This is a genomic window from Haloparvum alkalitolerans (assembly GCF_050122995.1).
Classification (GTDB): domain Archaea; phylum Halobacteriota; class Halobacteria; order Halobacteriales; family Haloferacaceae; genus Haloparvum; species Haloparvum alkalitolerans.
In genome coordinates this window covers 13,039-36,010 of the sequence record NZ_JBNLIA010000014.1, presented here as the reverse complement: position 1 = coordinate 36,010, position 22,972 = coordinate 13,039, and the positions used below count along the sequence as shown (strand labels likewise).

Genomic DNA, 22,972 nt, shown 5'->3' with positions numbered 1-22,972 from the left:
CGATGAGGCGTTACGTCACGCGTCGAAAAATCAGTCGTCGACCTCGACTTCTTCTACTCGTGCCTCCACGACCGCACCGGTTTCGTCGTACAGTAGAACGATGATCTTGAACTCGTCTCCGTCTTTAGGTTTGAGCTTGATCTTGCCCTTCGGTTTCGTGGAGGTTCCCTTAGCGTAGCCCTCCTCGTCCCCGATCATGTACGCTTCCACGCGGTCGAAGGAGCCGTCGACTGCATAGTCGACCGTGTATTTTCCACTGTTCCCGGACGTTTCGATGTCGACGGTGTCGAATTCCGGCGACGTCTCCGTCGAGAGGTCGTCGTTTTCGTCCGGGGAGCCGTCTCCGGCAGTCACCTCCAGCGAGCGCGTGGCGACGACTTCGGTTCCGCCCTCGTTGTCGTCGTAGACGACCTCCGCACGGACACGGAACTCGTCGCCGTAGGTACCACCGCGAGGCCCGTATCTCACGCTCCCGCGCGCGGCGTCGATGGACGCCGTCTCGGTCGCACTCCCGTCGTCAACGTTTTCGTGCACGATCCGGACGTGCGAGAAGTCGTCGCCCGCGTCCTCGACATCGACGGAGGTGACGAACTGTCCCCCGTCGCTGTCCTCGTAGCTGAGGTCCTCCACGCGCATGGAGACGCCGCTGTCGACCTCGAACTCGCCCTCTGACTCGACGGCCTCCGCGTTCTCGGCCTCGACCGTGAGTTCCCACTCGTACTCGCCCTCGCTCAACCGGCCGACGGCGAAACTCCGGGACCTGGAGGCTCCGGCATCGACGTCGCCGACCTCCGTGGTCCGTGAGAACGACTCGGGGCCCTCTATGGTCAGCGTCACGCTCACATTGCGTGCGTCTCCTTCGTCGGACCGCAGTTTCACCGCTGGCTCGTACTCACGTAGCGCGGTTCCATCACCGAGACCGCCCGTCGACTCGATCACGAGTTCCGGCTCCGTCGGCTCTTCCGGCTCGGTTGGCTCGCCCGTCTCGGTGGGTTCGTCCGTCTCGGTCGGCCCGCCCGTCTCCGTCGCTGTCGGCGTAGTATCGGCCTCCGCGGCCGCCGGAACGCGGTCGGTCAGGCTGAGCAGGACCGCATTGTCGGCCGTGTCGACGACCGCGACCGTGACCTCGTCGCCGGGTGAGTACGGCGGCCCCGAGAGCGTCCACCGGTCGCCGGCCGAAAAGGGAGGTTCGCCGTCGAGACTCCCGTCGTCGGCGATCCGGTAGACTGTCGTTCCTTCGGGAGTCTGCAGACGCACCTCGGTGGTCTCGGGGTCCAGCGGCTCGCCGCCGGTGTGGTGGATCCGAACGGAATCGTCGCTCACGGTCGCGTCGAGGAGCGTCGCCCCGCTTGCTCGCTCGTCCGCGCCCGAGAACGTCGCCAGTGACGCGACCCCGATGGTCGTCGACACCACCACCACCACACCCATCAGCAACACCACGCCGATGGTCTCCGACTGCCCACGCACCGGTTACACTGGATCGGGAGAGGCGTAAGTACATTGGGGATCGTTTCAGGCTGAAGGACGCGTTCGGTCGGCACACGCTCCGCGGACCGCGCTCCGGGGAGAACTGTTTTGACGCTCGGACGGGTGAAGGGTGACAATGGATCTTCGCCTGGCCGATCGGGGGCAGTCCGCACAGGTCGGGGCGGTGATCCTGTTCGGATTCCTCATCATCGGGCTCTCGCTGTATCAGGCGACCGTCGTCCCCGAGCAGAACCGGGGCGTCGAGTTCAACGCCTACCAGGAGGCGAGCGAGGACATGATCGACCTCCAGAACGACGTGATCGCGGCCGCGGGCCGCGACGTGAGCGTCGGCACCACGATCCGGACCGGCGTCAGCTATCCGGCCCGGGCGATATTCGTCAACCCCGGCCCGCCCGACAACAGGGTGACCGCGACCGCGGCGCGGAACGTCACGCTGGAGAACGTGACCGCGGTCGACGGCGAGGCGACGAACACGCGGACGTTCGTCGCCACGGCGCTCTCGGGGACGAACTACTCGACCCGAGACGTCGCGTTCCGGCCGGACTACAACGTGTTCGGCGGCCAGCCGGTCGTCGTCACCGGCCAGCAGGCGTACAGACACAGCGACGGTCGCCAGATCCCGTTGACGGGACAGTCGCTGCTGCAGGGCGACCGACTCACGCTCACGTTTGTGGAGGGTGACGTCTCGGCCGGCGGCGACGCGGTCGCGCTGACGACCGACCCCGTGAGCGCGACCGAGCGGACGGTGACGATTACGGGCGAGAACGACGACCCGATCAGGCTCCGGCTCGACGCGCCGCCGGGGATCTCCGCCTCCGAGTGGGTGAACCGGACGGGCCAGTCGCTGCTCGCGAACCCCCGCGTCGACGACGTGAGCGCGACCGCGGGCGGCCGCGTCGAGGTGACGCTGAACGGCACCCGGACCTACGAACTCCGCATGGCGCAACTGGAGGTCCGCGAGCGCAACGACGCGAGCGCGGTCGGCGAGCCGGGCGCTTCGTACGTCATCCCGAAAGGGTCCGCGACGCGGTCGCTACAGACCGGCGCCCGGACGGAACTCGCCTTCGAGGTGCGCGACCGCTTCAACAACCCCGTCTCCGGCGCGACCGTCGAACTCGCGGCGGACCGCGGAGAGTTCCTCGTCAACGGAACGCCGACCAACGCGACGACGGTCACCACGAACGAGGACGGCGCGGCGACCGTCGTCTACTCGGCGACCGACGGCGGTAACGCGCTCGCGGCCGGCGCGGACGCGGTCGACGCGACCGTCGACGGCGGCGGGAACCCCGCAGAGACCGCGACGATCGACATCGGCGTGACGTCGACCGGCGCCGGGACGGGCCCTTCCTTCGCCGATCTGCAGATCCTCGATGCCGTTCCGGACGGACCAAGCGGGGGAGACACGGGAGTGATCGTCGACCTCCGAAACAGGGGAACTGAGAACATCACGATAACCGGCATCCGGATCGACAAGACGAGCACTGGCGCGAACCGGCTCAAGGAGGATAGTGGCGGCGACGGCGGTTGGAACAGAGAGGTGTTCATCAACGTCGCAGACTCCGACCCGGATGCTCGGGACGCGAACGACGGCAATTACGAGGCGGGGGACCGCGGTAACAGCAACCTCGCGTTCGGAACGCAGGTGAGTCTGGACAACGAAGCCACGATCCGCGTCGACGAACGCGGAGAGATATACCTGTACGAGTTCCGGGGAATTCAGGGGCAGGGCCAAAACATCGAGCCGATCTCCATGGACGGCCAGTACCTGCGGTTCACGATCTTCTTCGAGACGGAGGACGGCACGCAGGACGAGACGACCGCGACGGTGTTCGTCTTCTGAGGAACCGCGGCGGTCTCAGCCCTCTTCTTCGACGACTTCCGGGTCCTCCAGCGCGGACTGGAGCGAGTCGAGCCCGTTGACCCACTCGGAGACGAGGCCGTACTCGAACTCCTCCAGGAGGTCCACGTCCAGCGTGTCGCCGTCGATGACGCGCGTGCCGGCCTGCACGACGTAGCCCAGCGCGGCGTCGAGGTCCTCGTCGGCCTCCGCGCCGGCCGCGGCGCGGACGAACTCGTCGACGTCGCCCTCGGTGGGGCCGGCGACGATGTACTCCTCGGCGGCGTAGAAGACGGGGACGAGCGAGGTCTGGACGCCGTCGATCAGCATCAGCTTGTCCTCGTCGTCGAAGTCGACCTCCGAGAGCACGATGTCGCGGACGTCGCCGAGTTCCTCGACCGCGCGGTCCTCGTCGACCCGCCCCTCCTCGTAGGCGGCGAGGATCTTCGCGACCGCGATTGCGGCGTCGTCCTGCAGGTTCAACAGGAGTCGAGCGGAGTCCTCGTTCTCGGGATCGAGGTCCTCCTCTTCGACGCGGTCGAGCCAGTTCTGCCAGCGTTCGGCGGAGTAGAAGGTCTCTATTCCCTCCTCCTCGTCAGTCATGTCCCGAACGTCGCCCGCACCACTCAAAGGCCTTTCCGATCCCTCGGCTCCGCGTCCCGGCGTGACACGGACTGCTCGAAACGGCGGCCGTGAGAGGATTCAGCGGTCCAGCGTCGCCTCGGTGTCGATCCCGTACACCTCGCGCGGCGTCTCGACGTGCGCGGTCCGCATGGCCGCCCCGTACCCCTCTTCCAGGAGCCAGCGCGTCCGGCGCGGGACCGTCTTCGGACCGAGCACCATCCCCGGCTTGTCGGGGTCGTCCACGAAGTCCGTCTCCATCAGGAACGGCTCGCCGGCCTCGGCCGCGGTCAGGAGGCGGTCCTTCTCGCTCATCACGCTCGGCGTCGGGCCGCGGAGCCGCCCGCCCGCGTAGTGCTTGACGACCTTCTGTGCCGGGAGGCCGCGCGCCTCGGCCCACTCGGCCAGCTCCGTGAGGTCCTCGCTGGCCTCGGTGTGGAGCTGGACCGCGCAGTCGCGTTCCGCGCCGAGCTCGAACGCGCGCTTCGTGACGGCGTTCGAGGCCTCCCAGACCGCGTCGCTCACGTCGTAGTGCGGCCGGCCGGACTTGAGCGCGAGCGCGCGCCCGTCCGCGACGAACTCCGCGGCCACCTCCAGCCCGCCGCACATCAGGTCCCTGGCCGCCTCGGGTGAGAAGCCGCGCTCGTCGACGAGCCGGCTGATCAGGCCGGGGTGGACGCCGAGGACCGGCCACGCGCGGCCGGGGAGGACCTCGGTGGCGTCCGCGACCGCGTCGAGCGTCTCCGCGAACACCGCCCGGAAGTCCTCGGGCTCGTCGGCCTCGACGCCGAGGTGCCAGGAGGGCTTGTTGACCACGAGCAGGTGGGTGCCCCCGACGCGCGCGAAGTCCTTCACCGCCTCGACGCCGCGGGCGTGCCGCGGGTCGAGGTGGAGGTGGTTGTCCAACACCGGGGTACCGAGGTCGCCGTCGCTCATGGACGGGCGTTCGGGCGGCCGCCTAAAAGGAGACGCGGACCGCGTCGGTCGGGTCGCTCGCTCCCTCGTCCGCGTCGTCCGCCGGCGCGCCCGCGGCGTCTCCGTCGACCGCGCAGTCGAGGTCCGCGAACGCCTCGCGCAGGTGCGCCCACGTCCGGTCGACGGCCTCGACGATCACCTTCGTGTCGCTCACGACCGGCATGAAGTTCGTGTCGCCGCTCCACCGAGGAACGACGTGCGTGTGGACGTGCTCGTCGATGGAGCCGCCGGCCGCGCCGCCCCCGAGGTTCATCCCCGTGTTGACGCCGTCCGGGCCCATCGCGTCCTCCATCGCGGCGATCGTCGCCGCCTTCAGCTGCCCGTGCTCGAGCATCGCGGCGTCCGACAGGGCGCCCCACGCGTCGAGGTGGTCGTAGGGGATCACCATCGCGTGGCCGGGGTTATACGGCGCGTTGTTCAGGAGGAGGAAGTTGTGGTCGCCGCGCGCGACGATCCGGGAGTCACGGTCGTCGGCCCGCTCCGGCAGCACGCAGAAGGGACAGCCGTCGATCGGGTCCGCCTCGCGCTCGACCCACTCGATGCGCCACGGTGCGTAGAGCCGTTCCATGCCGACAGGGAGAGGGGGCGCGCCTTCAACCTTCCCGGTCGGACCCGCCGTCCCGACGCACGACACCTCGACCGCGTCCGGGCCGGGGCGTCTGTGGCGGCCTGCAGCACCGACGCTCGCCACGCCGCGTCGTCGGTGACTCCGGCGGGTGCGGGCTGCTCCCGCCGGAATCGGCCACCGGATCCACTCCGTTAGTTTCAATATTCCTTCAAGAGTCTTTATCCGGGCTTCCCGAATAACGGAGTCCACATGGCGACACAACCCTCCGACCCGGACGTCGTTCGTGAGGCCTGTTCGGAGTGCGGCCGGGAGACGGTCCACGACGTGAGCGTCGAGATCCGGACGGAGAGCGAGAAGGACGAGAACGCGCAGTTCTCGCGCGAGCCGTACCGGATCGCGACCTGTACGGAGTGTGGCACCGAAACCGCGACGCGGATGAACAACGCCTGACCGTCTTTTGTGAACCGCTCGCGGACCGCGTCGGCCGCGGGGGCCCTCGGCCTCGAGGGCCTCGACGACGAGTCGCCTCGACCGCGGCCGGCGGGGTTAGTCGAACGAGTGGATGCCTGCGGTCGTGACCTCGATACCGTCCTCGGTCACGAGCAGCGTGTGTTCCGCCTGACTGACGAGCTGTCCCGCCTCCTCCTTCAACACCGGGTACCCCTTGACCACGTTCTTCTGTTTCAGGCGCTTGAGGGCCATCTCGGTGCCCGCGCCCTCCAGCCACCGCGCGGCGAACGGGAGGTCGTCGAACGCCTCGATCTGCTCTAACGCCTTTCGGGCGCGCCGGTCGCGGACGCTCCGGTCGCTCACCTGCTCGTAGATCTCCTCGGTCGTCCCCTCGCCGACCTTGCCGCGGCCGTCGGTCGCGAACGGCTCGATGGCGACCGCCTGCCCCGGTTCGAGCTCCACGGAGCGGTCGACGCCGCGGTTCGGGACGTTTGGTCCCGTGTGTGCGTCGTACTTCTGTACGCCGTGCCCGGAGAGGTTGAGGACGGGCGTGTAGCCGTAGCCGCGGATCACGTCCTCGATGGCCGCGCCGATCTCGCCGACCGGCACGCCGGGACCGGCCTCCTCGAGCGCCGCCTCCAGCGCCATCTCCGAGGCCTCGACGAGTTCGTCGGTCCCCGAGAGGTCGACCGTGACGGCCGCGTCGGCGATGTAGCCGTCGACGTGGACGCCGACGTCCAGACAGACCATGTCGCCGTCGCCGAACTCGGTGTCGTCCCCGCGGCCCGGCGTCGCGTGGGACGCCTCCTCGTCGACGCTGATGTTGACCGGGAACGCCAGTCCGGCCCCCTGGTCGCGGACGTGGTCTTCGGCCCACTCCGCGACTTCGAGGTGGGTGACGCCCGGCTCGACCATCTCCCGGGCCTCGTTCATCGTCTCCACGAGGACCGCGCCGGCCTCCCGATAGCTCTCGACCGCGTCGTCGTCGAGGGGTCCGTGACTCATGGCTCGCGGTTGGCGGAGAGTCGGGAAAGAGGTTGCGGGACCGCACGACGGACGCGGTCCCGCCGGCCGCGGTTCGAGCGGCGGCTCCGGCGGCGGTCCGCTCGCCCGCCGCGGCGTGGGCGCTACCGGTCCGCCGCGGCGTGGGCGTGGACGAACTCCCGCAGGAGCTTCCCGCCGAGCGCCGCGGCCTGTCCGTCGTCGCGGTCGTTCACCTCGACCACGTCGAACCCCGTGGCCGCGGGCGCGACCGCTCGCACCGCGTCGCGCATCTCGCGGGGCGAGAGCCCGAACGGCTCCATCGTCCCCGTTCCGGGGGCGAACCCCGGGTCGGCGCCGTCGATGTCGACGGAGAGGTAGACGGATTCGCCGGCGAACGCGTCGGGACCGAGGCCGTCGATCCACGCGCGGGCGTCCTCGGGCGCGACGACCTCCACGTCGGGTTCGGCGGCGCGGTCCCACTCCTCGGGCGACCCGGTGCGTGCGCCGACGACGGTGACTCGGTCGACGCCGAGGTCGTCGAGCGCGCGGCGCGTGACGCAGGCGTGGTTCAGCGGGTTGCCGTCGTAGGCGTCCCGCAGGTCGAGGTGCGCGTCGAGCACGACGAGCGCGTCAGGTTCCACGGCGTCGACGCCCGCGTGGGTGACGGTATGCTCGCCGCCGAGCGCGAGCGGAACGGCGTCGTCGATGACCGCTGCCCGGAGCTCGCCGGCGAGATGGTCGAGGTAGCTCTCCACGTCGTCCCACGGCGCCACGTCGCCCGCGTCGTGGACGCCGAGCGCGGAGAAGCGGCTGTCGGTGCGGCGGTCGTAGTCGTCGAAGGTTTCGGAGAAGCGCCGGATCCGGTCCGGTCCGAACCGGGTGCCCGGCTGAAACGTGGTCGTCGCGTCGAGGGGCGCGCCGACGACCACGTAGGAAGCAGCTTCGCGGTCGGCGGTCGCGCCGGGGAACATTGCGACTACCCGACGACTTTCCGCTGGCCCTCGTACTCGAGGTACTCGATGTTGTCGTCGGAGGTGAAGTCCTCGTCCTCCGGGATGCGCATCGTGAACGTCTCGTAGGTGTCGAGGTCCATGACCTGCGCGTCGTCGCCGGAGACGGAGACGACCTGACCCTGCTTCCGCTCGATTATCGGGACCCACACCTTCGCGTCGACCGGCTGCGAGAGCGAGCGCTTCTTGTCGTCGAAGACGCCCTTCCCCTCGATGCGAGCCTTCGCGCTGCCGTGCTTCCCCGGCTTCGCGGTGCTGTAGTGGTTGATCTTGCAGGGCGAGCTGTCCATCATGACGTAGCTCCCCTCCTGGAGTTCGCGAACCTGCTTCTGCTCTCGCGGCATACACACCGATTCCCGTCGGCCGGGTATAAACGGTTTGGAACGCGCCGGACGCTGCGGATCCCCGGCTCTTCGGAGGCGTCGGTCAAGCAGCCTGACGACCGCGCCGACGCCCCCGCTCACGGCGCCGGGAGCGCCACCGCGGCGGTTCACAGGACCGATCGAACGAGGAGGAAGAGGAACCCGAACGCGAACAGCCCGAGCAAGGCGATCGTCGCGACGACCACGGCCGGGGCGAGCTTCTCCTCGTCCTCGTCGAGGATGTACGCTTCCATGGGCGGAGTTGCGCGTCCCCCGGCTTACCGCTTTCGGGCGCGGTCGGTGTCGAAGGTCGTCGCTTCGGACCGCCGAACCGGCCGAGGTTGAGACGGGACCTATGCGTCGTCGACCGGCGTCACGAACGCGAGGACGCTCCGCGGGTCGCCGTCGTCCCCGACGACGGTCCGTACGTGCCACTCGAAGCGGCACACCGTCCCGTCCGCGGTCACGCTCCGTCGGACGAACGAGGTCGGCTCGTCGCGCGGGACGCGCTCGGCCCACGAGGCCGTCACCTCCGCCTCGTCCGCGTCGGGGACGAGCGCGGCGACGTGTCGGCCGACCGCCTCGGCGGCGTCGTAGCCGAACAGCGCCGACGCGCGGTCGTTCCAGCGCCGGATCTCGAGGTCGGGCGACAGCTCCAGGACCGCCGTCGGCGACTGCTCGAACAACGTCCGCGCGCTTCGCGTCTTTCGTCGGAGTTCGGTCTCGCGCCGGCGCCGCGTGCGGTTCGTGAGCGCCAGGACGAACTGGTCGGCCAACTCGCCCGCGAACCGGCGCTCGTCCTCGGTCCACTCGCGGTAGTCGCCGACGGTCTCCGCACACAGCACGCCGACGACCTCGCCGCCGCGGCGCACCGTCGCGTCGAGCATCGACTCGATCCCCTCCGGATCGAGGTACGACTCGGTCAGCCCCGCGGTCCGCGGGTCCGCGGCGGCGTCCGCGGCGGCGACCGCCCGGCGGTTGATCAGCGCCTCGAAGTAGTTCGGGTACGCCTCGGCAGACAGCGTCATGCCGGACTCGTGAACGCCCTCGTCCCGCTCGAACAGGTCCAGACACGTCATCGTCTCGCGGTCGTCGCCGAACAGCCACACCGACGCGCGTGCGACCCCGAGGACCGAGACCATCGTCTCGGCGATCAGCGCCGCCGCCTCGTCCACGCGCCCCTCCACGACCGCCTCGTGCGTCGAGAGGTCGACGACCGCCTCACGCTGGCGGCGCCGCCGGTCACGCTCGCGGTACGTCTCCGTCACGTCCCGGAAGATCAGGACGACGCCGACGACGGCGTCGTCCTCGTCGGTGATGGGCGAGGCGCTGTCGGCGATGATCCGCTCGTCGCCCTCGCGGGTCCGCAGCACCGTCCCGTTCGCGAGCCCCACGGTCCGGCCGTGTTCGAGCACCTCCTCGACCGGGCTCTCCATCGGCTCGCCGGTCTCCTGACTGGCGATGTCGAACACCTCCGGGAGCGGGCGCCCGACGGCGTCCTCGCGCTCCCAACCGGTCAGGTCCTCGGCGACGCCGTTCATGCGCTCGATCGCTCCGGTCTCGTCGGTGGCGATCACCGCGTCGCCGATGGACTCCAGCGTGATCCGCAGGTTCTGCTCGCGGCGCTCCAGCGCGGTCCGCGTCCGGTGGTGCGCGACCTCCTGTTCGATGGCCTGCACCAACACCCCGTATTGGGCCGTCGGGTCGCCCCCCTTCTGGAGGTAGCGGTCGGCGCCGAGGTTCAGCGCCTCGACCGCCACCTCCTCGCGCCCGCGGCCGGTGAAGATGATGAACGTCACGTCCGAGTCGCGCTGCTCCCGCAGCGTGCGGAGGAGTTCGAGCCCGTCCATCTCGGGCATCTGGTAGTCCGAGACGACCGCGTCGAAGGAGCGCTCCTCGAGCAGGTCCAGCGCGGCGGGAGCGCCCTTCGCGGTCGTGACCGCGAGCGCGTCGTTCTCGGACTCCAGAAACTGCTCCGTCAAGTCGAGCAGCGCCGGGTCGTCGTCGACGTAGAGGACGGAGATGGAGGGGTCGGGAGCCATGATACGCGGAACCGGGTTCGCCTCCGCGTTTTTCCTCGGGGGTCAAAAGCTTGCGTATGACGGCACGGCCGTCGTGCGCCCCGGCGCTCGGGGGAACAGGGATATAGCTACCAGCCCTTGGTAACAACGAACACACATGACTGAACCGGACGAACCGGACACCGACCGCCCCGACGAGCGCCGCCGGCGCCTCCTCGCGTACGCCGGACTGGCGGCGCTCGGCGGCGTCGGGGTCGCGGGCGCGTGGACGGTCTCGCGGGGCGACGAGCAACCGGACGCGGGTACGCCGGAGGGGACGCCGACCTCCGATCCGGACCCCGTGACGGACGCCGAGCCGAACGCGGACGTTCCCGAGCGCGTCCGTCGGTACGCCCCGGACCTCTACTTCGGGGCGCTCGAGAAGTGGTTCCCGACGGACCCGCGTCCGTACGTCGTCCAAGCCGGGGAGAGGCGCGAAGTGGACGGCTTCGCGGCGCTCGACGGGTACAGTGCCGCGTTCGCGGAGACCGGCTCTCCGCCGGCACCGGTGGCGTTCTACAACGTCGTCGAGGCGGCCCCGGGCGTCGACGCGATTCAGTACTGGTTCTACTCGGCGTTCGACCAGTTCACGGTCAACTTCCACTGGCACGACTGGGAGCTCCTGCAGGTGTTTCTCGACCGCGAGACCGACGACCCGCTGCTGGTGTCCGCGAGCGCGCACGCGAGGGGGACGCCGAACAACGAGTTTCTGGACCCGGACGTCAGCGACGGCCGACGAGTCGGCGTCCTCTCGGAGGTCGGCTCCCACTCCAGCGCCAGCGAGGTGAACGACGTGGTTCCGAGCTTCGAGCGCCTCCCGACCGACGACTGGGTCTCGGACGTGACCAACGACGCGATCGAGGTGACGGAGGGGCTCGCGGCCCCGTTCGCCTACGGCCTCCCGCGCGGCGAGGGGGCGCGGCTCCCGTTCGTGATGCCCGAGTTGGACGGCCACCGGCTCGACGAACATCCCGACCTGTCCGTCGGGCGGGACGACTTCGTCGACGAGCGCGTCACGGTGGGCGACTGGCGCGGGCTCCCGCGACCGCCCGCGGAGATCCCCCTGCGGGAGCCGGGGCTCGTGCTCGCCCCGCCGGACAGCCCGACGGACGCGGACGCGACGTACGCGCTGGAGCCGCTCGACGCCGTCCGCGAGGCGGTCGACGACTTCGTCGGTCCGCAACTCAGCTTCGAGTTCGCGGTCCCCGGATTCGCGGAGGACCGCCTCGCGAGCCATATCACCTCTGTCGGCATCCCGTGGGAGCAGGAGCGGTACGCGGACCCCCTCGCGGACGTGACGGACCCCGCGCACCGCCGGCGGATCGACGGCGCCGAGCCAGCGGGGCTGCGGAACCGCGTGGTCGGTCGCGTCCGGCAGCTCCGGGCGGGCGCGGAGGGGGCGCTCGACGGCACGCTCGGCAGCGGGTCGGACGCGCTCGGGGACGCCGCGACCGTCTCCCTGTTCGCACTCCCGGTGGAGGCGGCGGTGCGACTCGCGAGCGAGGGGCCGGAAGTGACGGTCACCCGCGGCGGCACCTTCGGCTACCTGCACGTCGAGCCGGGCGACCACCACCTGACGGTCAACGCGCCCGGCGTCGCGCCGCTCGCGCAGGGGTTCGTCCACGAGGGCGGCACCCTCCGCGCCGGCGCGGGCGGGGAGCTGACGGTCGTAGCCAACGAGGACGCGGGCTGGATCCGCGGCGACGGCCGCGACGCGACCGGCATCGAGTCGGTGCGGGTCGTCGAGGACTACGCCGGCGTCGTCTACGAGGGCCGACCGTCCGAACCGGACCGCTTCGCGGTCGCGGTCCACCGCGAGGGGCGCTACACGGTCGAGGTCGTCGACGCCGACGGTCGCCCCGGCGCCTACCGCGTCACGCCCGAGACGTTCGGCGACGGCACCGAGGCGGTCCGCGAGCGCGTCGAAACCGGGAAGGCGCCCCTCGCGACCACGCTCCGCGAGGAGGTCGCCGCGGTGCGCGACCTCGCCCGAGACCTCGCGGACGGGAGTGGGTCCGACGACGGGGACGCGGACCGCGAGCGAACCCGCGAGAACACGGTTCTGAACCGCCTCTCTCAGGCCGCCGAGGAGGCGACCGCGGCCGCGGACGCCGCCGCGGAGGGGGACGCCGAGACCGCGAACGACCGCCTCGCGACCGTCCGCGACCTGCTCGACGAGGCGCGCGAGTCGCTCTGGAGCGACCAACAGGAGGTCTACGGCACCGACGAGATCATGGCGCTCGAACCGCGCCTGCTGACGGTGCTGGAGCGGGCCGAGACGGCGCTGGAGACGGGGATCTGAGGCGGCGACTCTCGATCGAGGGTCGGGACGAGCCCCGACGGGAGAGCTCTTTCAGTGACCCAGACCGAACTCGCGATACGTCGGGCGACACGTTCAGACAACTATGGACGACCGTGACTCACGGACGACGGTAGATCGGGAGGCGTGTTTCGAGACGGCGTGCCGGTTGATGAACAAGGTCGTCGAGCAGAAGAACGACGATCCGATCGAACTCAGGATAGCGGAGAACGAACTGGACCACCTGATGGCGGCGCTCGAGTATTACCGTCAGACCGTGGATCCCAGCTCCGGTGACGTCCTGATCGCGACCGAGTATACCTGTCCGGGCTGTGGAAGCGATGAGACGTTCCGAGCACAGGAGGGCGACGTTTCCAGAATCGCAGACCACCCCGACGTCGGTATCGAAGTGTTCGCGGTCGACGGGATAGCTCAGTGCACCGAGTGCGCGTTGCAGGTGGTAGTCACCCAGTTCGAACCGGTCGGATCGAACGGGTTCGACGAGGCCGCCTGGGAAGACCTGTACGAACAGCAGTACCGAAGCAGAGAGGTCGTAGAGAGAGTCTCGACGGAGTGAACGGTCGATCCGCGTCCGAGACGGCGCGAGCGTCACGCGTTCAGGCCCCGGTCGATTTCGCCGTCGAGGTACCGAGCGAGAACGATGCCCTCCCACAGGTCGTCGAGACCACGTTCGAGCGCCTGCTCGGACAGTTCGGACTCCGCAAGGCTGCGGACCTCAGCGATTTCTCGAACTCTGTCGGAGCTCTCGGCCGCCATACCGATCGGTTACTCGGCGACTTTCTGAAATCCGTGTCCGCCTCACCGGTGAGCGATTGGCCGGGGCTCGTGCCTACCGTGGCAGCAGTCGTGCTCCTCCGTGATCCGCTTCTCGTTAAAAGCTGGCCTCGGCACTCATAGGGCTCGTCATCGCCGGTGCCGAGGCGGCTCGGAGCGGTGCGTCGTCATCGGCCGCGCGGTCGTACGCCCGCGGTCGGGTTAAGTCCGCGGCTCCGGGGGCGGGCCGGGCCGTCGTCGCCCGTCCCGCCGAGATCTCCCCGCCCCGTGCCACCGCGTCGCGAGCGCACGCGCGAGGGGAACCTTCATTTACTCCACGGCAGTGATCGGTTCCGAATGAGTACCGCGCCGGGGCGAGGGCGAATCCGGGGGAGCGAGTCGGATGGCTGAGAGCGGGCGACCGCGGTCGGGGGTCGCGGGGGACGAGACGGACGCCGACTCCGACGACGCCGCCGCGGCGGACCCCGACGCGACCGCGGCCGCCGTGACCGACGACGGGCCGGCGCTGGTCGTCGTCTGCGGCCTGCCGGGCGTCGGCAAGACGACCGTCGCGCGCCGCGTCGCCGAGCACGTCGACGGCGAGGTCCTGCGGACGGACGCGATACGCAAGCAGCTGTTCCCGGACCCGGACTACACCGACGCGGAGACCGAGCGGGTGTACGGCGAACTGATCGACCGCGCCGCGGAGGAGGTCGCGGACGGCGAGAGCGTCGTCCTCGACGCCACGTTCGCGCAGGCCCGCTTCCGCGAGGACGTGCGCGCGGCCGCCGCCGAGCACGGGGTCCCCTTCCGGCTCGTCAAGGTCGAGTGCGAGGTGGACGTGGTCGAAGAGCGCATCGCGGCGCGCGACGGGCTCTCGGACGCCGACTTCGAGGTCCACCTCATGTTCCGCGATGAGTACGACCCCGTCGAGAGCGAGCACGCGGTCGTGGACAACTCGGGCGCCGAGGCGGCGACCCGCGATCGCGTCGACGACCTCTTCTGACTGCGGCGCGACGGCGCTCGTTCTTCAGAAAAGCACCGCAAGCGGCGCGTCAGCGCACGACGCCGTTGGCGGCGTCCACCAGGTTGCGGAGCCGCCGCGTGTCGCCCGCGTCGAACGTCGCCGGGGCGCGCGCCACGGCCTCCGCGCCGGTCGTCGGGCGGTCGTCGCTCGGTGCCTCGCTCTCGGCCGGGGTGTCCGCACCGGGTGGCGCGGTCTCGTCGCGCCACCGGGCGTCCGTCGACCGCGTGGCAGTGGGTCCGTTCGGTCCGTCCGATTCCGTCGTCGCCGCCCGACTACTCGTGTACTACGGGTGCCATCACGCTACCCTGCGCCCTCTACAGTCATAAACGTTCGTGAAGAATCGGTCCTTGCCGGGCGACCGCGGACACGGACCGCCGGCGGAGCCGGAACTACTCGATCCGCTCGCGGGCGGCCGCGACCAGCAGCGGGAGCATCACGGTCGCGTCGCCGTGGACGGAGGCGTTGCGTGCGTCCCGCTCCAGTTTCCCCCACGAGCGCGCTTCCTCCAGGCTCGCGCCCGAGAGGCCGCCGGTCGCCTCGGGGTCCATCGTGATCTGGACCGCGTAGTCGTACGCACGCGGCGTGACGAGCATCGTCTGGAGGGTGAAGTTCTTCGGGACGCCGCCGCCGACCAGCAGGCAGCCGGCGTCGTCGGCGTCGAACGCCAGGTCCGTCAGCGCGGTCATGTCCGCGAGCGCGTCCAGCGTGAGGTCACCGGTCTGTGCGTACATCCACGCCTGCAGGCCCAGCACCGAGTCCTGAACGGCCGGGCAGTAGATCGGCACGTCGTTCTCGTAAGCCGCCGCGGCGACGCCCGGCGCCTCGGCCACGTCCTCGCGCTCGTTGACCTCGGCGTTTGCGCGCCCGAGTTCGCGGCAGAGGCGCTCGATGGAGACGGTCCCCTCCGCCTCCAGCGGCGGGAACACCTCCTCGCGGAGGTGCGACTCGAACAGCGCGAAGTGCTCCTGCGGGAGGTAGACGTTGTAGATGCGGTCGACCTCCTCGTCGCGGAGCGTCTCGTCGTGCTCGCGGGCGGACTTCTCGGGGTCCCCCTCGCGGCCGTGGTGGTGCTTCCCGCCGATGGCCTCGATGGCGTCGTGGGTGAGGTTCGCGCCCGTCGTCACCAGCGCGTCGACGTAGCCGTCGCGGATCAGGTCGGCGACGACCGCGCGCATCCCGGTCGGAATCATCGCGCCCGCCAGCGACAGGAAGACGGTGCAGTCGTCGTTGCCGAGCATCTCCGCGAGCACGTCGCCCGCCTCGTGGACCGACGCCGCGCCGATGCCGGCGTGGCCGTACTGCTCGACCAGTTCCGAGACGGTCATTCCCCCCGCTACGCGCGTGTGTCCGAGCGGGTCCTCGGAGAACTCCTCGCGGTGGGGCGCGTGGTGGCCCGCGTGGTCCTCGTCGTGGCCGTCCGCGTGGTCCTCGTCGTGACCCTCGTCGTCGCTCATAGTCCCACTCCGCGACGGGCGCGTTTGAAAAGTCCGGTTACGCGCCACGCGGGCGGCAGGGGACCGGAGACCGGCCGTCCACGGTTACCCGCCGCTGACCGGCGGGAACAGCGCCAGTTCGTCGCCGGGCGAGAGCTCCGTCTCCAGCCCCTCCTCGTGAGCGACGTTCGAACCGTTCACGAGGACGTTGATGTGGTCCGCGAGTTCGTCCCCCTCCATGATCCGGTCGCGTAGATCGGGATGTGCGGCCAGCAGGGCGTCGAGCGCCTCCTCGACCGTGTCGCCCGGTTCGGCGTCGACGGTCACCGTGCGTCCGCCGGCGATCTCCGAGAGGTCGGCGAACAGTTTCCACTCCATACCGGACAGCCCACGGCCGCGCGTAAGAGGATTGCGTCCGCCCCGGCTCCGTGCCGGTAGGACGGATCGCGTCGCCCGCCGACCGGCCTCACTCGCCGTCATCGACGCCGTCACCGTCGTCCACGTCGTCGGACCCGGTGACGGCGTCAGCGTCGCTCTCCCCATCTTCGCCGTCCGCGGCGAGCGTCTCGAAGCGGCGGAGCTCGTCCGGCCGCCCCACCAGGTAGACCGTATCGCCCGCGGCGAAGGCGTAGGCGCGCGGCGGGATGGCCTGAACGCTCCCCTCCGGGGGACGGACCGCGGCGACGACCGCCGCCACGTCCGCGACGGTGGTCCCGACGAGGGAACTCCCCGGCTCGACGCGGACCGCGCTCATCGTCTCGTCGGCACTCCGCAGGACGGTCGCGAACTCGCGGTCGGCCCGCTGCTCCGCGGGCAGGGTGGCCAGCCGGTAGACCGTCCGGTCGTCGAGCGCGGACGCGTCCGCCTCGTCCAGCGCCAGCGTCGCCACGTCGCCGGCGGTCGCACGGAGCTCCGCGGTGGCGACGCGCTTCGGGCGCTGATCCGCCTCGCCGGACTCTCCCGCACCCGCCGCTTCCGCTTCGTCCGGTGTGCCCCCCGGCTTCCAGACCTGCACCACGTCGCCCGGCGTCGCGGCGTTGGCGGGGTCGGCGGTCACCGCGACCGCGGCGGTGCCGGGCGCGAGCGTCGGGCCGATGCCGGCGGCCCGAGAGCCGAGCGCGAGGAACTCCACCTCGCCCTCGGCGGTCACGTCGACGTCGACGTAGCCGACGCCGTAGTCCTCCTTGATCCGGGTCACGAGCCGGTCGCGGAGCTCCTCGACAGTGAGCCGGCGCGGGAACAGCAGCGTCTTGTCGGCCATCTCCGTCTTCGTCTCGGGGTCGACCGGCTCGTAGGCGTCCATGTCGCCGATGTCGTCGACCGCGGGGAGCGTCACCGGCGTCACGCGGCCGATGGTCCGGACCACGTCGCTCACCTCCCCCTCGAGCCGCTTCCCGCCGGTGACCGCGAAGAAGTTCGTCGCGAGCCCGTCGCCGAGGTGGAGTCCGACGGGCGCCGCGGCGGCCGCGACGCCGATGGCGACGACGTTGAAGAACACCGCGTCGAGCCGGAGGAGTTCGTACTCGGTGCCGCCGATGACCGCCCCGAGCGACGCCGTGTTGAGGTAGAGCGCGACGACCGCGACGCCGACCAGCGCGGCGATGCCCTCCCCCACGCGCTCGCGGAAGTACCACCGGTACGCGACGGCGGCGCTCCCCGCTGCGACCGCGGCCACGACCGCGAACGTGACCAACGTCGCCGCCGCCCGCATCGGCTCGTTGAACGTGACGCCGCCGGAAGCCTGCAGGACCGCTCCGCTCGCGTCGGTGGCGATACTGCTCACGAGGTCCGCGGGGACGAGCGCGGGGGTCACGTCGCCACCTCCGTGAAGCCGTCGAGCGCCTCGCGCGTCCCGACGACGAAGAGCTCGTCGCCCGCGGACAGCGTCGCGCCGCCCCGCGGGGCGACCGTCCACGTTTCCGCCTTCGCGGCGACGACGACCACGTCGTACGTTTCACGGACCGCGGCGTCCGCGAGCGAGTGCCCGTCGAGCGGGCCGTCGGCCCGAACCGTCATCCGCCGGAACCGCTTGCCGGCCCGGCGCAGCAGCGTCGTCAGCTCGAACTCCCGGTGCGTGCCACGCGAGGCCACCAGCACCCGCCCGCGGTCGACCGACAGCAGTGTGCTCGCCTCCGCGCGGTCGACGGCGAGCGTGACGCGGCCCTCTCCGCCCGTGGTCGTCGGCGCACTCGGTGGCGGGGCCTCCGCCGCTGCACCCTCGCCGCCGTCGGTCCGCGGTACCCCATCACCGCCGGCTGCAGTCCCCGGCGAGGCGGACGCCGGGTTCGGCTTTGCGGCCGGTCCGCCGGACTTCGCGGAGAGCACTGTTCCCTCGACGGCCCCGTCGTCGGTGAACACGCGGACCTCGTCGCCGCGGGCGATCCCCGTCGGAACGAGCGCAGAGACCGAGACCGCACGCTGGCCGGGCGGGACGCGCTTCGAGAGTCCGCCCATCGGCGGCGCGGCGCTGACCGTCGCTCGCGCCCGCTCGTCGATGGTGACGGCCACGTCCGGGAGGTCGTACTCGGTTTTGAGACGGTCGGCGAGTCGCGTTTCCAGCTCCGAAAGCGGCACGTCCGCCGGGAACTTCCACTCGCCGTCGGTGATCTCGGCTCGGATCGCCGCCGGGAGCGGCGGGTAGCCCTCCATGTCGCCGACCGATCCGGCGATGTCGATCCGGACCTGTCCACGGCCGCCGACGCGCTCGATGACGTCCGCGGAGAGGGTGCGGTCGCGGATCGTGCGCAGGGACATTCGGCGCGGCGCCGTCGCGCCGAGCTTGTCACCCTGCGCGTGGGCGTACAGCGAGAGCATCAACACGACCAAAATCGCGGTCAGCACCGCGGGAGCGCGCTCGGAGTTGCGCACGGTCGGGTCGTTGAGCGCGAGCAGGCCGCCGTTGACCCCTGCAATAGCGAGCGCGAGGACGACGACACCGAAACCGGGGATCGTCACCCCCGTGAAGTACTTGAACACGAATCCGAGGACGCCGGCCACCAGCGCCGGCACGATCCCCGTCAGCACGCCGAGGTAGATCCCGTAGAGGATCTCGACCGGGAGCGTCATGCTCTCCCTCTTTCCCGGCACACCTAAACGCTTACCGCCGTCGGCGGTTCGCGGCGTTCCACACCGGTCCGCGGCAGTCCACGCCGGTTCGCGGCGGTCCACAGCGGCCACGCGGACCGGAGCCGGACCGAACGCCGCATAGGGTCGGCACCGCGGCGCGCCCGTCGCGTGGCGTTTAAGTTCGCAGTCCGCGACGAGCGGGTATGGGTCTGAGCCGGGAGTGGGTCACCGTGCGGGCGTCGATCGTGTTGACGTTCGCCGTCGCGGTGCTGTCGATCCTCGTCGGGCTCATCCACATCTCGACCGGCGGGGTCGCCGGCCCGCTCGCGCCGCACGTCCCGGACTGGGTGAAACAGACCGTCGGCTTCACGGGGACGCTGACGGGGTTCGCGATGCTCGGCAGCGGCTACGCGCTCAAGCGTGGCTACCGCGTCGGCTGGTACTCGACGGCGGTGCTGCTTCCGCTGACCGCGGTACAGGGGCTCCTGCAGACGTCGGCGTTCGCGTATCCGCTCGTCGCCCTGTCGTTGCTCTCGCTGCCGGGGCTCCTCATCAACCGCGGCCGGTTCACGCGGACGTACCGCCCGTCGCCGACGCAACTGGCGGCCGGAACCGCGCTCGTGACGGCGATGGGATACGGAACCTTCGGCTCCTTCGCGCTCCGCGATGAGTTCTCGGGGATCGAGACGGTCGTCGACGCGTTCTACTTCACGGTCGTCACCGCCTCGACCGTGGGCTACGGCGACATCTCGCCGTCGACCGACATCGGCCGGATGTTCGGCATCTCGGTGCTCGTGATCAACGTGGCCGCGTTCGCGGTGGCGCTCGGGGTCCTGCTCACGCCCGCGATCGAGGCGCAGCTCTCGAAGGCACTCGGAAAAATGACAGACAGACAGCTCGACCTACTCGAAAGCCACGTCCTCGTGCTCGGCTCCGGGGACCTGACGGAACCGATACTGGAAGAACTTGCGGACAGAGGCGTCCCGTTCGCGGTCATCACCGAGGATGACCGGACCGCTCGCCTGTTCGGCCAGGACGAAGTCCCGACGCTCACCGCCGACCCGAGCGACGTGGGACCGCTCGAGCGCGCGCGGATCGAGGACGCCCGCGCGGTCGTCGTCGCCACCAACGACGACGCGAAGGACGCGCTGGCGATCCTCACCGCACGCCAACTCAACCCCTCGATCCGGATCGTCGCGGCCGCGACACAGCGCGAGAACGTCGACAAACTCCGCCGCGCCGGCGCGGACCACGTCATCTCGCCGTCGACGCTCGGTGGCCATCTCCTCGTCGACTCCGCGTTCGGCGGCGACAGCGAGGAGGTCGCGGACGAGATTATGGGCGAGGAGGACGAGTAGGGCCCGGCGATCTTTTCCCGCTCGGACGAGTGTGTGTGGTATGCCGCAGGACTCCGCTCCGATCTCGGTGCTCTGCGTCGACGACGAGCCGGGGATGGCGGAACTCATCGGGACGTACCTCGAACGCTTCGACGACCGGATCGCGGTGACGGCCGCGACGACGGTCGGCGAGGCACTCGCGCTCGTCGACGACCGGACGTTCGACTGCATCGTGAGCGACTACGACATGCCCGAGGCCGACGGACTGGTGTTTCTGGAGACGGTGCGCGCCGAGGACCCTGACGTGCCATTCCTGCTGTTCACCGGCCGCGGCTCCGAGGAGATCGCCAGCGACGCGATAAGCGCCGGAGTGACCGACTACATGCGGAAGGAGTCCGGAACCGACCAGTACCGCGTCCTCGCCCAGCGCCTCACGAACGCCGTGGAGCGACGACGGCTGAGCGAGGAGGCGACGACCGCCCGCGAACACGCGGAGGCGATCCTCGAAGCGTCGCCGAACGCGATCCTCGTGGGCATCGAGGGACGCTGTGTCTACGCGAACCCGGCGGCGGTGGAGCTGTTCGGCACTGCGTCGGCCGCGGAGCTGCACGACACGTCCGTTTCGGAGTTGTTCTCACACGACGGCGCGGGGCCGCCGCTCGGTGTGGCCGCCGAGGACGGGACCGCCTTCGAGCACGACCGTCTGACCGCCGCCTCGGAGAAGGGGGAGATCCCGGTGGAGGGGTCCGCACGCGCGATCACGTGGGACGGGTCGGCGGCGGTCGTCTACATCCTGCGGGACGTCTCGGAGCGTGTCGCGTACGAGCGTGAACTGGAGTACCGTCGGTCTCTCCTGAGTTCGACGTTCGAGGGGAGCCCCGACGGCATCCTCGTCACCGACGTCGACCGGAACGTCATCACGTACAACGACCGGTTCCTCGACGTCTGGGACCTTCCCGAGGACGTGCTCGCGTCCGGCGACGCCGACCTCGCGCTGGAGACGGCGGCGGAGCGCGTCGTCGATCCCGACGCGTTCCGGGAGAGCATCGAGGCCCAGTATCGCGACCCCGGACGGGCTCGACACGAGCAGATCCGTCTCGCCGACGGGACGGTTCTCGACCAGTACTCGGCGGTCGCGCGCACCGATGACGGCGACCGACTCGGCTTCGTCTGGTTCTACCGCGACATAACGGAGCTCAAACGGCTTGAACGCGCCCAACAGGAGGCGTTCGACCGCATGACCGACGCGGTCTTCGCGGTCGACGAGGACTGGACGTTCACGTTCCTCAACGAGCAGGCTGAGCGTGTACTCCGGCGCGACGCCGACGAACTGCTCGGGCGGAACGTCTGGGCGGAGTTCCCCGAGGCCGTCGACACGCACATCTACGAGGAGTACCACGAGGCCGTGGCGTCCGGGGAGCCGGTGTCCTTCGAGACCTACTACGAGCCGCTGGACGCCGACCTGGAGATTCGCGCGTTCCCGTCGGAGACCGGACTCACGGTCTACTTCCGCGACATCACCGAACAGCGGCGGACGCGGTCGGAGCTCCAGGAGACGGTCGACACGATCCACGAACTCTACGAGACCGCGTCGGACACGGCCACGCCGTTCGAGGAGAAACAGCAGGCGATCCTCCGCATCGGCGGTGAGTACCTCGACCTTCCGTACGGGTTCGTGACGGAGCTCACCGAGACCACACAGACGGTCGTCGCCTCGACCGGTGACCACGACCTGCTCCAGCCGGGGGAGACGTGCCCGCTCGGGGAGTCGTACTGCCGCAGGACCGTCTCCGCCGACACGGGACTGCTCGCAGTACGGAACGCGGTCGCGGAGGGGTGGGCGGACGGCCCGGCCTTCGACCGCTTCGACCTCGGCACGTACATCGGGGGGAAGATCGTGGTCAACGGCCGGTTGTACGGCACGGTCTGCTTCGCCGCCACGGCGCCGCGGGACCGGGAGTTCACCGAGATGGAGCGGACGTTCGTCGAGCTACTGACGCGCTGGCTCTCCTACGAACTGGAACACCGCGAGCAACAGTCGCAACTGGAGGCGAAGAACGCGCAGTTATCGGAGTTCGCGAGCATCGTCTCCCACGACCTGCGGAACCCGCTGTCGGTCGCGGACGGCTACCTCGACCTCGCGATGGAGGAGTCTGACAGCGACCACCTCGCGAAGATCGCGGGGGCACACGAGCGGATGAACGACCTGATCGAGGACATCCTGACGCTGGCCCGTGAGGGCGAGGTGATCGGGGAGCTGACTCACGTCGGCGTCCGGGCCGTCGCCGAGGAGGCGTGGTCGAACGTCACGACCGGCGAGACAGCGCTCGACGTGACCGCGGAGGGCCGGATCGTCGCCGACGAGAGCCGGGTCGTCCAGCTACTCGAGAACCTGATCCGGAACGCCGTCGAACACGGGGACAACGACATCACCGTCCGAATCGGCGACCTCCCGAACGGCTTCTTCGTCGAGGACACGGGCGTCGGCATCTCCGAGGAGGTCCGCGCGACCCTCTTCGAGACCGGGTCCACGACCAAGGAGAGCGGGACCGGGATCGGACTCCGGGTCGTCAAGCAGATCGCGACCGCCCACGGGTGGGAAATCGCCGTGGCAGACGGCGCGACGGGCGGCGCGCGCTTCGAGATCACCGGCGTCGACCGCCCCGAGTGACGCGGGGCGC

At 70.2% G+C, this 22,972-nt stretch carries 21 protein-coding genes; 7 read left to right on the top strand and 14 right to left on the bottom strand.

From position 1 onward, the window contains the following. Positions 1-30: 30 nt before the first annotated feature. Entirely contained in the window at positions 31-1,467 is a 1,437-nt protein-coding gene (locus ACQE3L_RS13105; RefSeq protein ID WP_426964321.1) for a type IV pilin domain-containing protein, read from the bottom strand. A 136-nt stretch (positions 1,468-1,603) separates the two neighbouring features. Here ACQE3L_RS13105 and ACQE3L_RS13100 point away from each other — a divergent pair, with 136 nt between their 5' ends. Continuing rightward, positions 1,604-3,328: a hypothetical protein gene (locus ACQE3L_RS13100; protein ID WP_426964320.1), complete on the top strand. Its 1,725-nt coding sequence runs from the start codon at positions 1,604-1,606 to the stop codon at positions 3,326-3,328. Positions 3,329-3,343: 15 nt separating this feature from the next. Here the strand turns inward: ACQE3L_RS13100 and ACQE3L_RS13095 are convergent, their stop codons facing one another. The 3 genes from ACQE3L_RS13095 to ACQE3L_RS13085 form a co-directional block, all read right to left on the bottom strand. Next, positions 3,344-3,928 (bottom strand): DUF2150 family protein, encoded by a 585-nt coding sequence (locus tag ACQE3L_RS13095; RefSeq protein WP_426964319.1) that lies wholly within the window; start codon positions 3,926-3,928, stop codon positions 3,344-3,346. A 99-nt stretch (positions 3,929-4,027) separates the two neighbouring features. Next, positions 4,028-4,882, bottom strand: a complete 855-nt coding sequence (locus tag ACQE3L_RS13090) for a TatD family hydrolase (RefSeq protein ID WP_426964318.1) — start codon at positions 4,880-4,882, stop codon at positions 4,028-4,030. 22 nt (positions 4,883-4,904) lie between these two features. Beyond that, the gene (locus ACQE3L_RS13085) at positions 4,905-5,489 is read right to left on the bottom strand and encodes an HIT family protein (protein ID WP_426964317.1); all 585 of its coding nucleotides are present in this window, start codon (positions 5,487-5,489) and stop codon (positions 4,905-4,907) included. 249 nt (positions 5,490-5,738) lie between these two features. On the opposite strand from ACQE3L_RS13085, the gene ACQE3L_RS13080 reads away from it, so the two are divergent. Continuing rightward, positions 5,739-5,939: a DUF7835 family putative zinc beta-ribbon protein gene (locus tag ACQE3L_RS13080; protein ID WP_426964316.1), complete on the top strand. Its 201-nt coding sequence runs from the start codon at positions 5,739-5,741 to the stop codon at positions 5,937-5,939. Positions 5,940-6,035: 96 nt separating this feature from the next. On the opposite strand, the gene map is transcribed toward ACQE3L_RS13080, so the two are convergent. The 5 genes from map to ACQE3L_RS13055 all read right to left on the bottom strand — a co-directional run bounded on the left by map (position 6,036) and on the right by ACQE3L_RS13055 (position 10,337). After that, the gene (map, locus tag ACQE3L_RS13075) at positions 6,036-6,944 is read right to left on the bottom strand and encodes a type II methionyl aminopeptidase (RefSeq protein ID WP_426964315.1); all 909 of its coding nucleotides are present in this window, start codon (positions 6,942-6,944) and stop codon (positions 6,036-6,038) included. Positions 6,945-7,066: 122 nt separating this feature from the next. Further along, on the bottom strand, positions 7,067-7,894 hold the full coding sequence (speB, locus tag ACQE3L_RS13070; RefSeq protein WP_426964314.1) for an agmatinase: 828 nt from the start codon (positions 7,892-7,894) through the stop codon (positions 7,067-7,069). Between the two features lie 5 nt (positions 7,895-7,899). Further along, the gene (locus ACQE3L_RS13065; protein ID WP_058366500.1) at positions 7,900-8,277 is read right to left on the bottom strand and encodes a translation initiation factor IF-5A; all 378 of its coding nucleotides are present in this window, start codon (positions 8,275-8,277) and stop codon (positions 7,900-7,902) included. A gap of 146 nt (positions 8,278-8,423) precedes the next feature. Next, entirely contained in the window at positions 8,424-8,549 is a 126-nt protein-coding gene (locus ACQE3L_RS13060; RefSeq protein ID WP_281176549.1) for a hypothetical protein, read from the bottom strand. Between the two features lie 99 nt (positions 8,550-8,648). Beyond that, positions 8,649-10,337 carry a PAS domain S-box protein gene (locus tag ACQE3L_RS13055; RefSeq protein WP_426964313.1) on the bottom strand — a complete coding sequence of 563 codons (1,689 nt, stop codon included), beginning with the start codon at positions 10,335-10,337 and terminating at the stop codon, positions 8,649-8,651. Between the two features lie 136 nt (positions 10,338-10,473). Between ACQE3L_RS13055 and ACQE3L_RS13050 the strand changes: the two genes are divergently transcribed. Both ACQE3L_RS13050 and ACQE3L_RS13045 read left to right on the top strand, forming a co-directional pair. Further along, a complete protein-coding gene (locus ACQE3L_RS13050; RefSeq protein ID WP_426964312.1) occupies positions 10,474-12,657 on the top strand; it encodes a hypothetical protein in 2,184 nt (727 codons plus the stop codon). A 103-nt stretch (positions 12,658-12,760) separates the two neighbouring features. Continuing rightward, a complete protein-coding gene (locus ACQE3L_RS13045) occupies positions 12,761-13,231 on the top strand; it encodes a hypothetical protein (protein ID WP_426964311.1) in 471 nt (156 codons plus the stop codon). Between the two features lie 32 nt (positions 13,232-13,263). Here ACQE3L_RS13045 and ACQE3L_RS13040 read toward each other — a convergent pair whose 3' ends face one another. Then, positions 13,264-13,431 (bottom strand): hypothetical protein, encoded by a 168-nt coding sequence (locus ACQE3L_RS13040; RefSeq protein ID WP_426964310.1) that lies wholly within the window; start codon positions 13,429-13,431, stop codon positions 13,264-13,266. Positions 13,432-13,831: 400 nt separating this feature from the next. Here ACQE3L_RS13040 and ACQE3L_RS13035 point away from each other — a divergent pair, with 400 nt between their 5' ends. Next, a complete protein-coding gene (locus ACQE3L_RS13035; protein WP_426964309.1) occupies positions 13,832-14,434 on the top strand; it encodes a P-loop nucleotide/nucleoside kinase family protein in 603 nt (200 codons plus the stop codon). Between the two features lie 410 nt (positions 14,435-14,844). On the opposite strand, the gene ACQE3L_RS13030 is transcribed toward ACQE3L_RS13035, so the two are convergent. The 4 genes from ACQE3L_RS13030 to ACQE3L_RS13015 all read right to left on the bottom strand — a co-directional run bounded on the left by ACQE3L_RS13030 (position 14,845) and on the right by ACQE3L_RS13015 (position 18,954). Next, on the bottom strand, positions 14,845-15,909 hold the full coding sequence (locus ACQE3L_RS13030) for a deoxyhypusine synthase (RefSeq protein ID WP_426964308.1): 1,065 nt from the start codon (positions 15,907-15,909) through the stop codon (positions 14,845-14,847). An 84-nt stretch (positions 15,910-15,993) separates the two neighbouring features. Beyond that, a complete protein-coding gene (locus tag ACQE3L_RS13025) occupies positions 15,994-16,266 on the bottom strand; it encodes a ubiquitin-like small modifier protein 1 (RefSeq protein WP_426964307.1) in 273 nt (90 codons plus the stop codon). A gap of 88 nt (positions 16,267-16,354) precedes the next feature. Continuing rightward, positions 16,355-17,701, bottom strand: a complete 1,347-nt coding sequence (locus tag ACQE3L_RS13020) for a DUF8167 domain-containing protein (protein ID WP_426964306.1) — start codon at positions 17,699-17,701, stop codon at positions 16,355-16,357. Further along, positions 17,698-18,954 (bottom strand): potassium channel family protein, encoded by a 1,257-nt coding sequence (locus tag ACQE3L_RS13015; RefSeq protein WP_426964305.1) that lies wholly within the window; start codon positions 18,952-18,954, stop codon positions 17,698-17,700. The genes ACQE3L_RS13020 and ACQE3L_RS13015 overlap by 4 nt, the downstream gene beginning before the upstream one ends. A 203-nt stretch (positions 18,955-19,157) precedes the next feature. Here ACQE3L_RS13015 and ACQE3L_RS13010 point away from each other — a divergent pair, with 203 nt between their 5' ends. Together ACQE3L_RS13010 and ACQE3L_RS13005 are read left to right on the top strand one after the other, a co-directional pair. Next, positions 19,158-20,312, top strand: a complete 1,155-nt coding sequence (locus ACQE3L_RS13010) for an NAD-binding protein (RefSeq protein WP_426964304.1) — start codon at positions 19,158-19,160, stop codon at positions 20,310-20,312. 40 nt (positions 20,313-20,352) lie between these two features. Next, positions 20,353-22,962, top strand: a complete 2,610-nt coding sequence (locus ACQE3L_RS13005) for a PAS domain-containing sensor histidine kinase (protein WP_426964303.1) — start codon at positions 20,353-20,355, stop codon at positions 22,960-22,962. Positions 22,963-22,972: the final 10 nt, after the last annotated feature.

Bases quoted from the DNA above. Each gene is read 5' to 3' on its own strand.
- ACQE3L_RS13065 (WP_058366500.1), bottom strand. From the start codon at position 8,277: ATGCCGCGAGAGCAGAAGCAGGTTCGCGAACTCCAGGAGGGGAGCTAC.
- ACQE3L_RS13085 (WP_426964317.1), bottom strand. From the start codon at position 5,489: ATGGAACGGCTCTACGCACCGTGGCGCATCGAGTGGGTCGAGCGCGAG.
- ACQE3L_RS13025 (WP_426964307.1), bottom strand. From the start codon at position 16,266: ATGGAGTGGAAACTGTTCGCCGACCTCTCGGAGATCGCCGGCGGACGC.
- ACQE3L_RS13080 (WP_426964316.1), top strand. From the start codon at position 5,739: ATGGCGACACAACCCTCCGACCCGGACGTCGTTCGTGAGGCCTGTTCG.
- ACQE3L_RS13090 (WP_426964318.1), bottom strand. From the start codon at position 4,882: ATGAGCGACGGCGACCTCGGTACCCCGGTGTTGGACAACCACCTCCAC.
- ACQE3L_RS13010 (WP_426964304.1), top strand. From the start codon at position 19,158: ATGGGTCTGAGCCGGGAGTGGGTCACCGTGCGGGCGTCGATCGTGTTG.
- ACQE3L_RS13040 (WP_426964310.1), bottom strand. From the start codon at position 13,431: ATGGCGGCCGAGAGCTCCGACAGAGTTCGAGAAATCGCTGAGGTCCGC.
- ACQE3L_RS13055 (WP_426964313.1), bottom strand. From the start codon at position 10,337: ATGGCTCCCGACCCCTCCATCTCCGTCCTCTACGTCGACGACGACCCG.
- ACQE3L_RS13030 (WP_426964308.1), bottom strand. From the start codon at position 15,909: ATGAGCGACGACGAGGGTCACGACGAGGACCACGCGGACGGCCACGAC.
- ACQE3L_RS13050 (WP_426964312.1), top strand. From the start codon at position 10,474: ATGACTGAACCGGACGAACCGGACACCGACCGCCCCGACGAGCGCCGC.
- map (WP_426964315.1), bottom strand. From the start codon at position 6,944: ATGAGTCACGGACCCCTCGACGACGACGCGGTCGAGAGCTATCGGGAG.
- ACQE3L_RS13015 (WP_426964305.1), bottom strand. From the start codon at position 18,954: ATGACGCTCCCGGTCGAGATCCTCTACGGGATCTACCTCGGCGTGCTG.
- ACQE3L_RS13045 (WP_426964311.1), top strand. From the start codon at position 12,761: ATGGACGACCGTGACTCACGGACGACGGTAGATCGGGAGGCGTGTTTC.
- ACQE3L_RS13005 (WP_426964303.1), top strand. From the start codon at position 20,353: ATGCCGCAGGACTCCGCTCCGATCTCGGTGCTCTGCGTCGACGACGAG.
- ACQE3L_RS13035 (WP_426964309.1), top strand. From the start codon at position 13,832: ATGGCTGAGAGCGGGCGACCGCGGTCGGGGGTCGCGGGGGACGAGACG.
- speB (WP_426964314.1), bottom strand. From the start codon at position 7,894: ATGTTCCCCGGCGCGACCGCCGACCGCGAAGCTGCTTCCTACGTGGTC.
- ACQE3L_RS13100 (WP_426964320.1), top strand. From the start codon at position 1,604: ATGGATCTTCGCCTGGCCGATCGGGGGCAGTCCGCACAGGTCGGGGCG.
- ACQE3L_RS13060 (WP_281176549.1), bottom strand. From the start codon at position 8,549: ATGGAAGCGTACATCCTCGACGAGGACGAGGAGAAGCTCGCCCCGGCC.
- ACQE3L_RS13095 (WP_426964319.1), bottom strand. From the start codon at position 3,928: ATGACTGACGAGGAGGAGGGAATAGAGACCTTCTACTCCGCCGAACGC.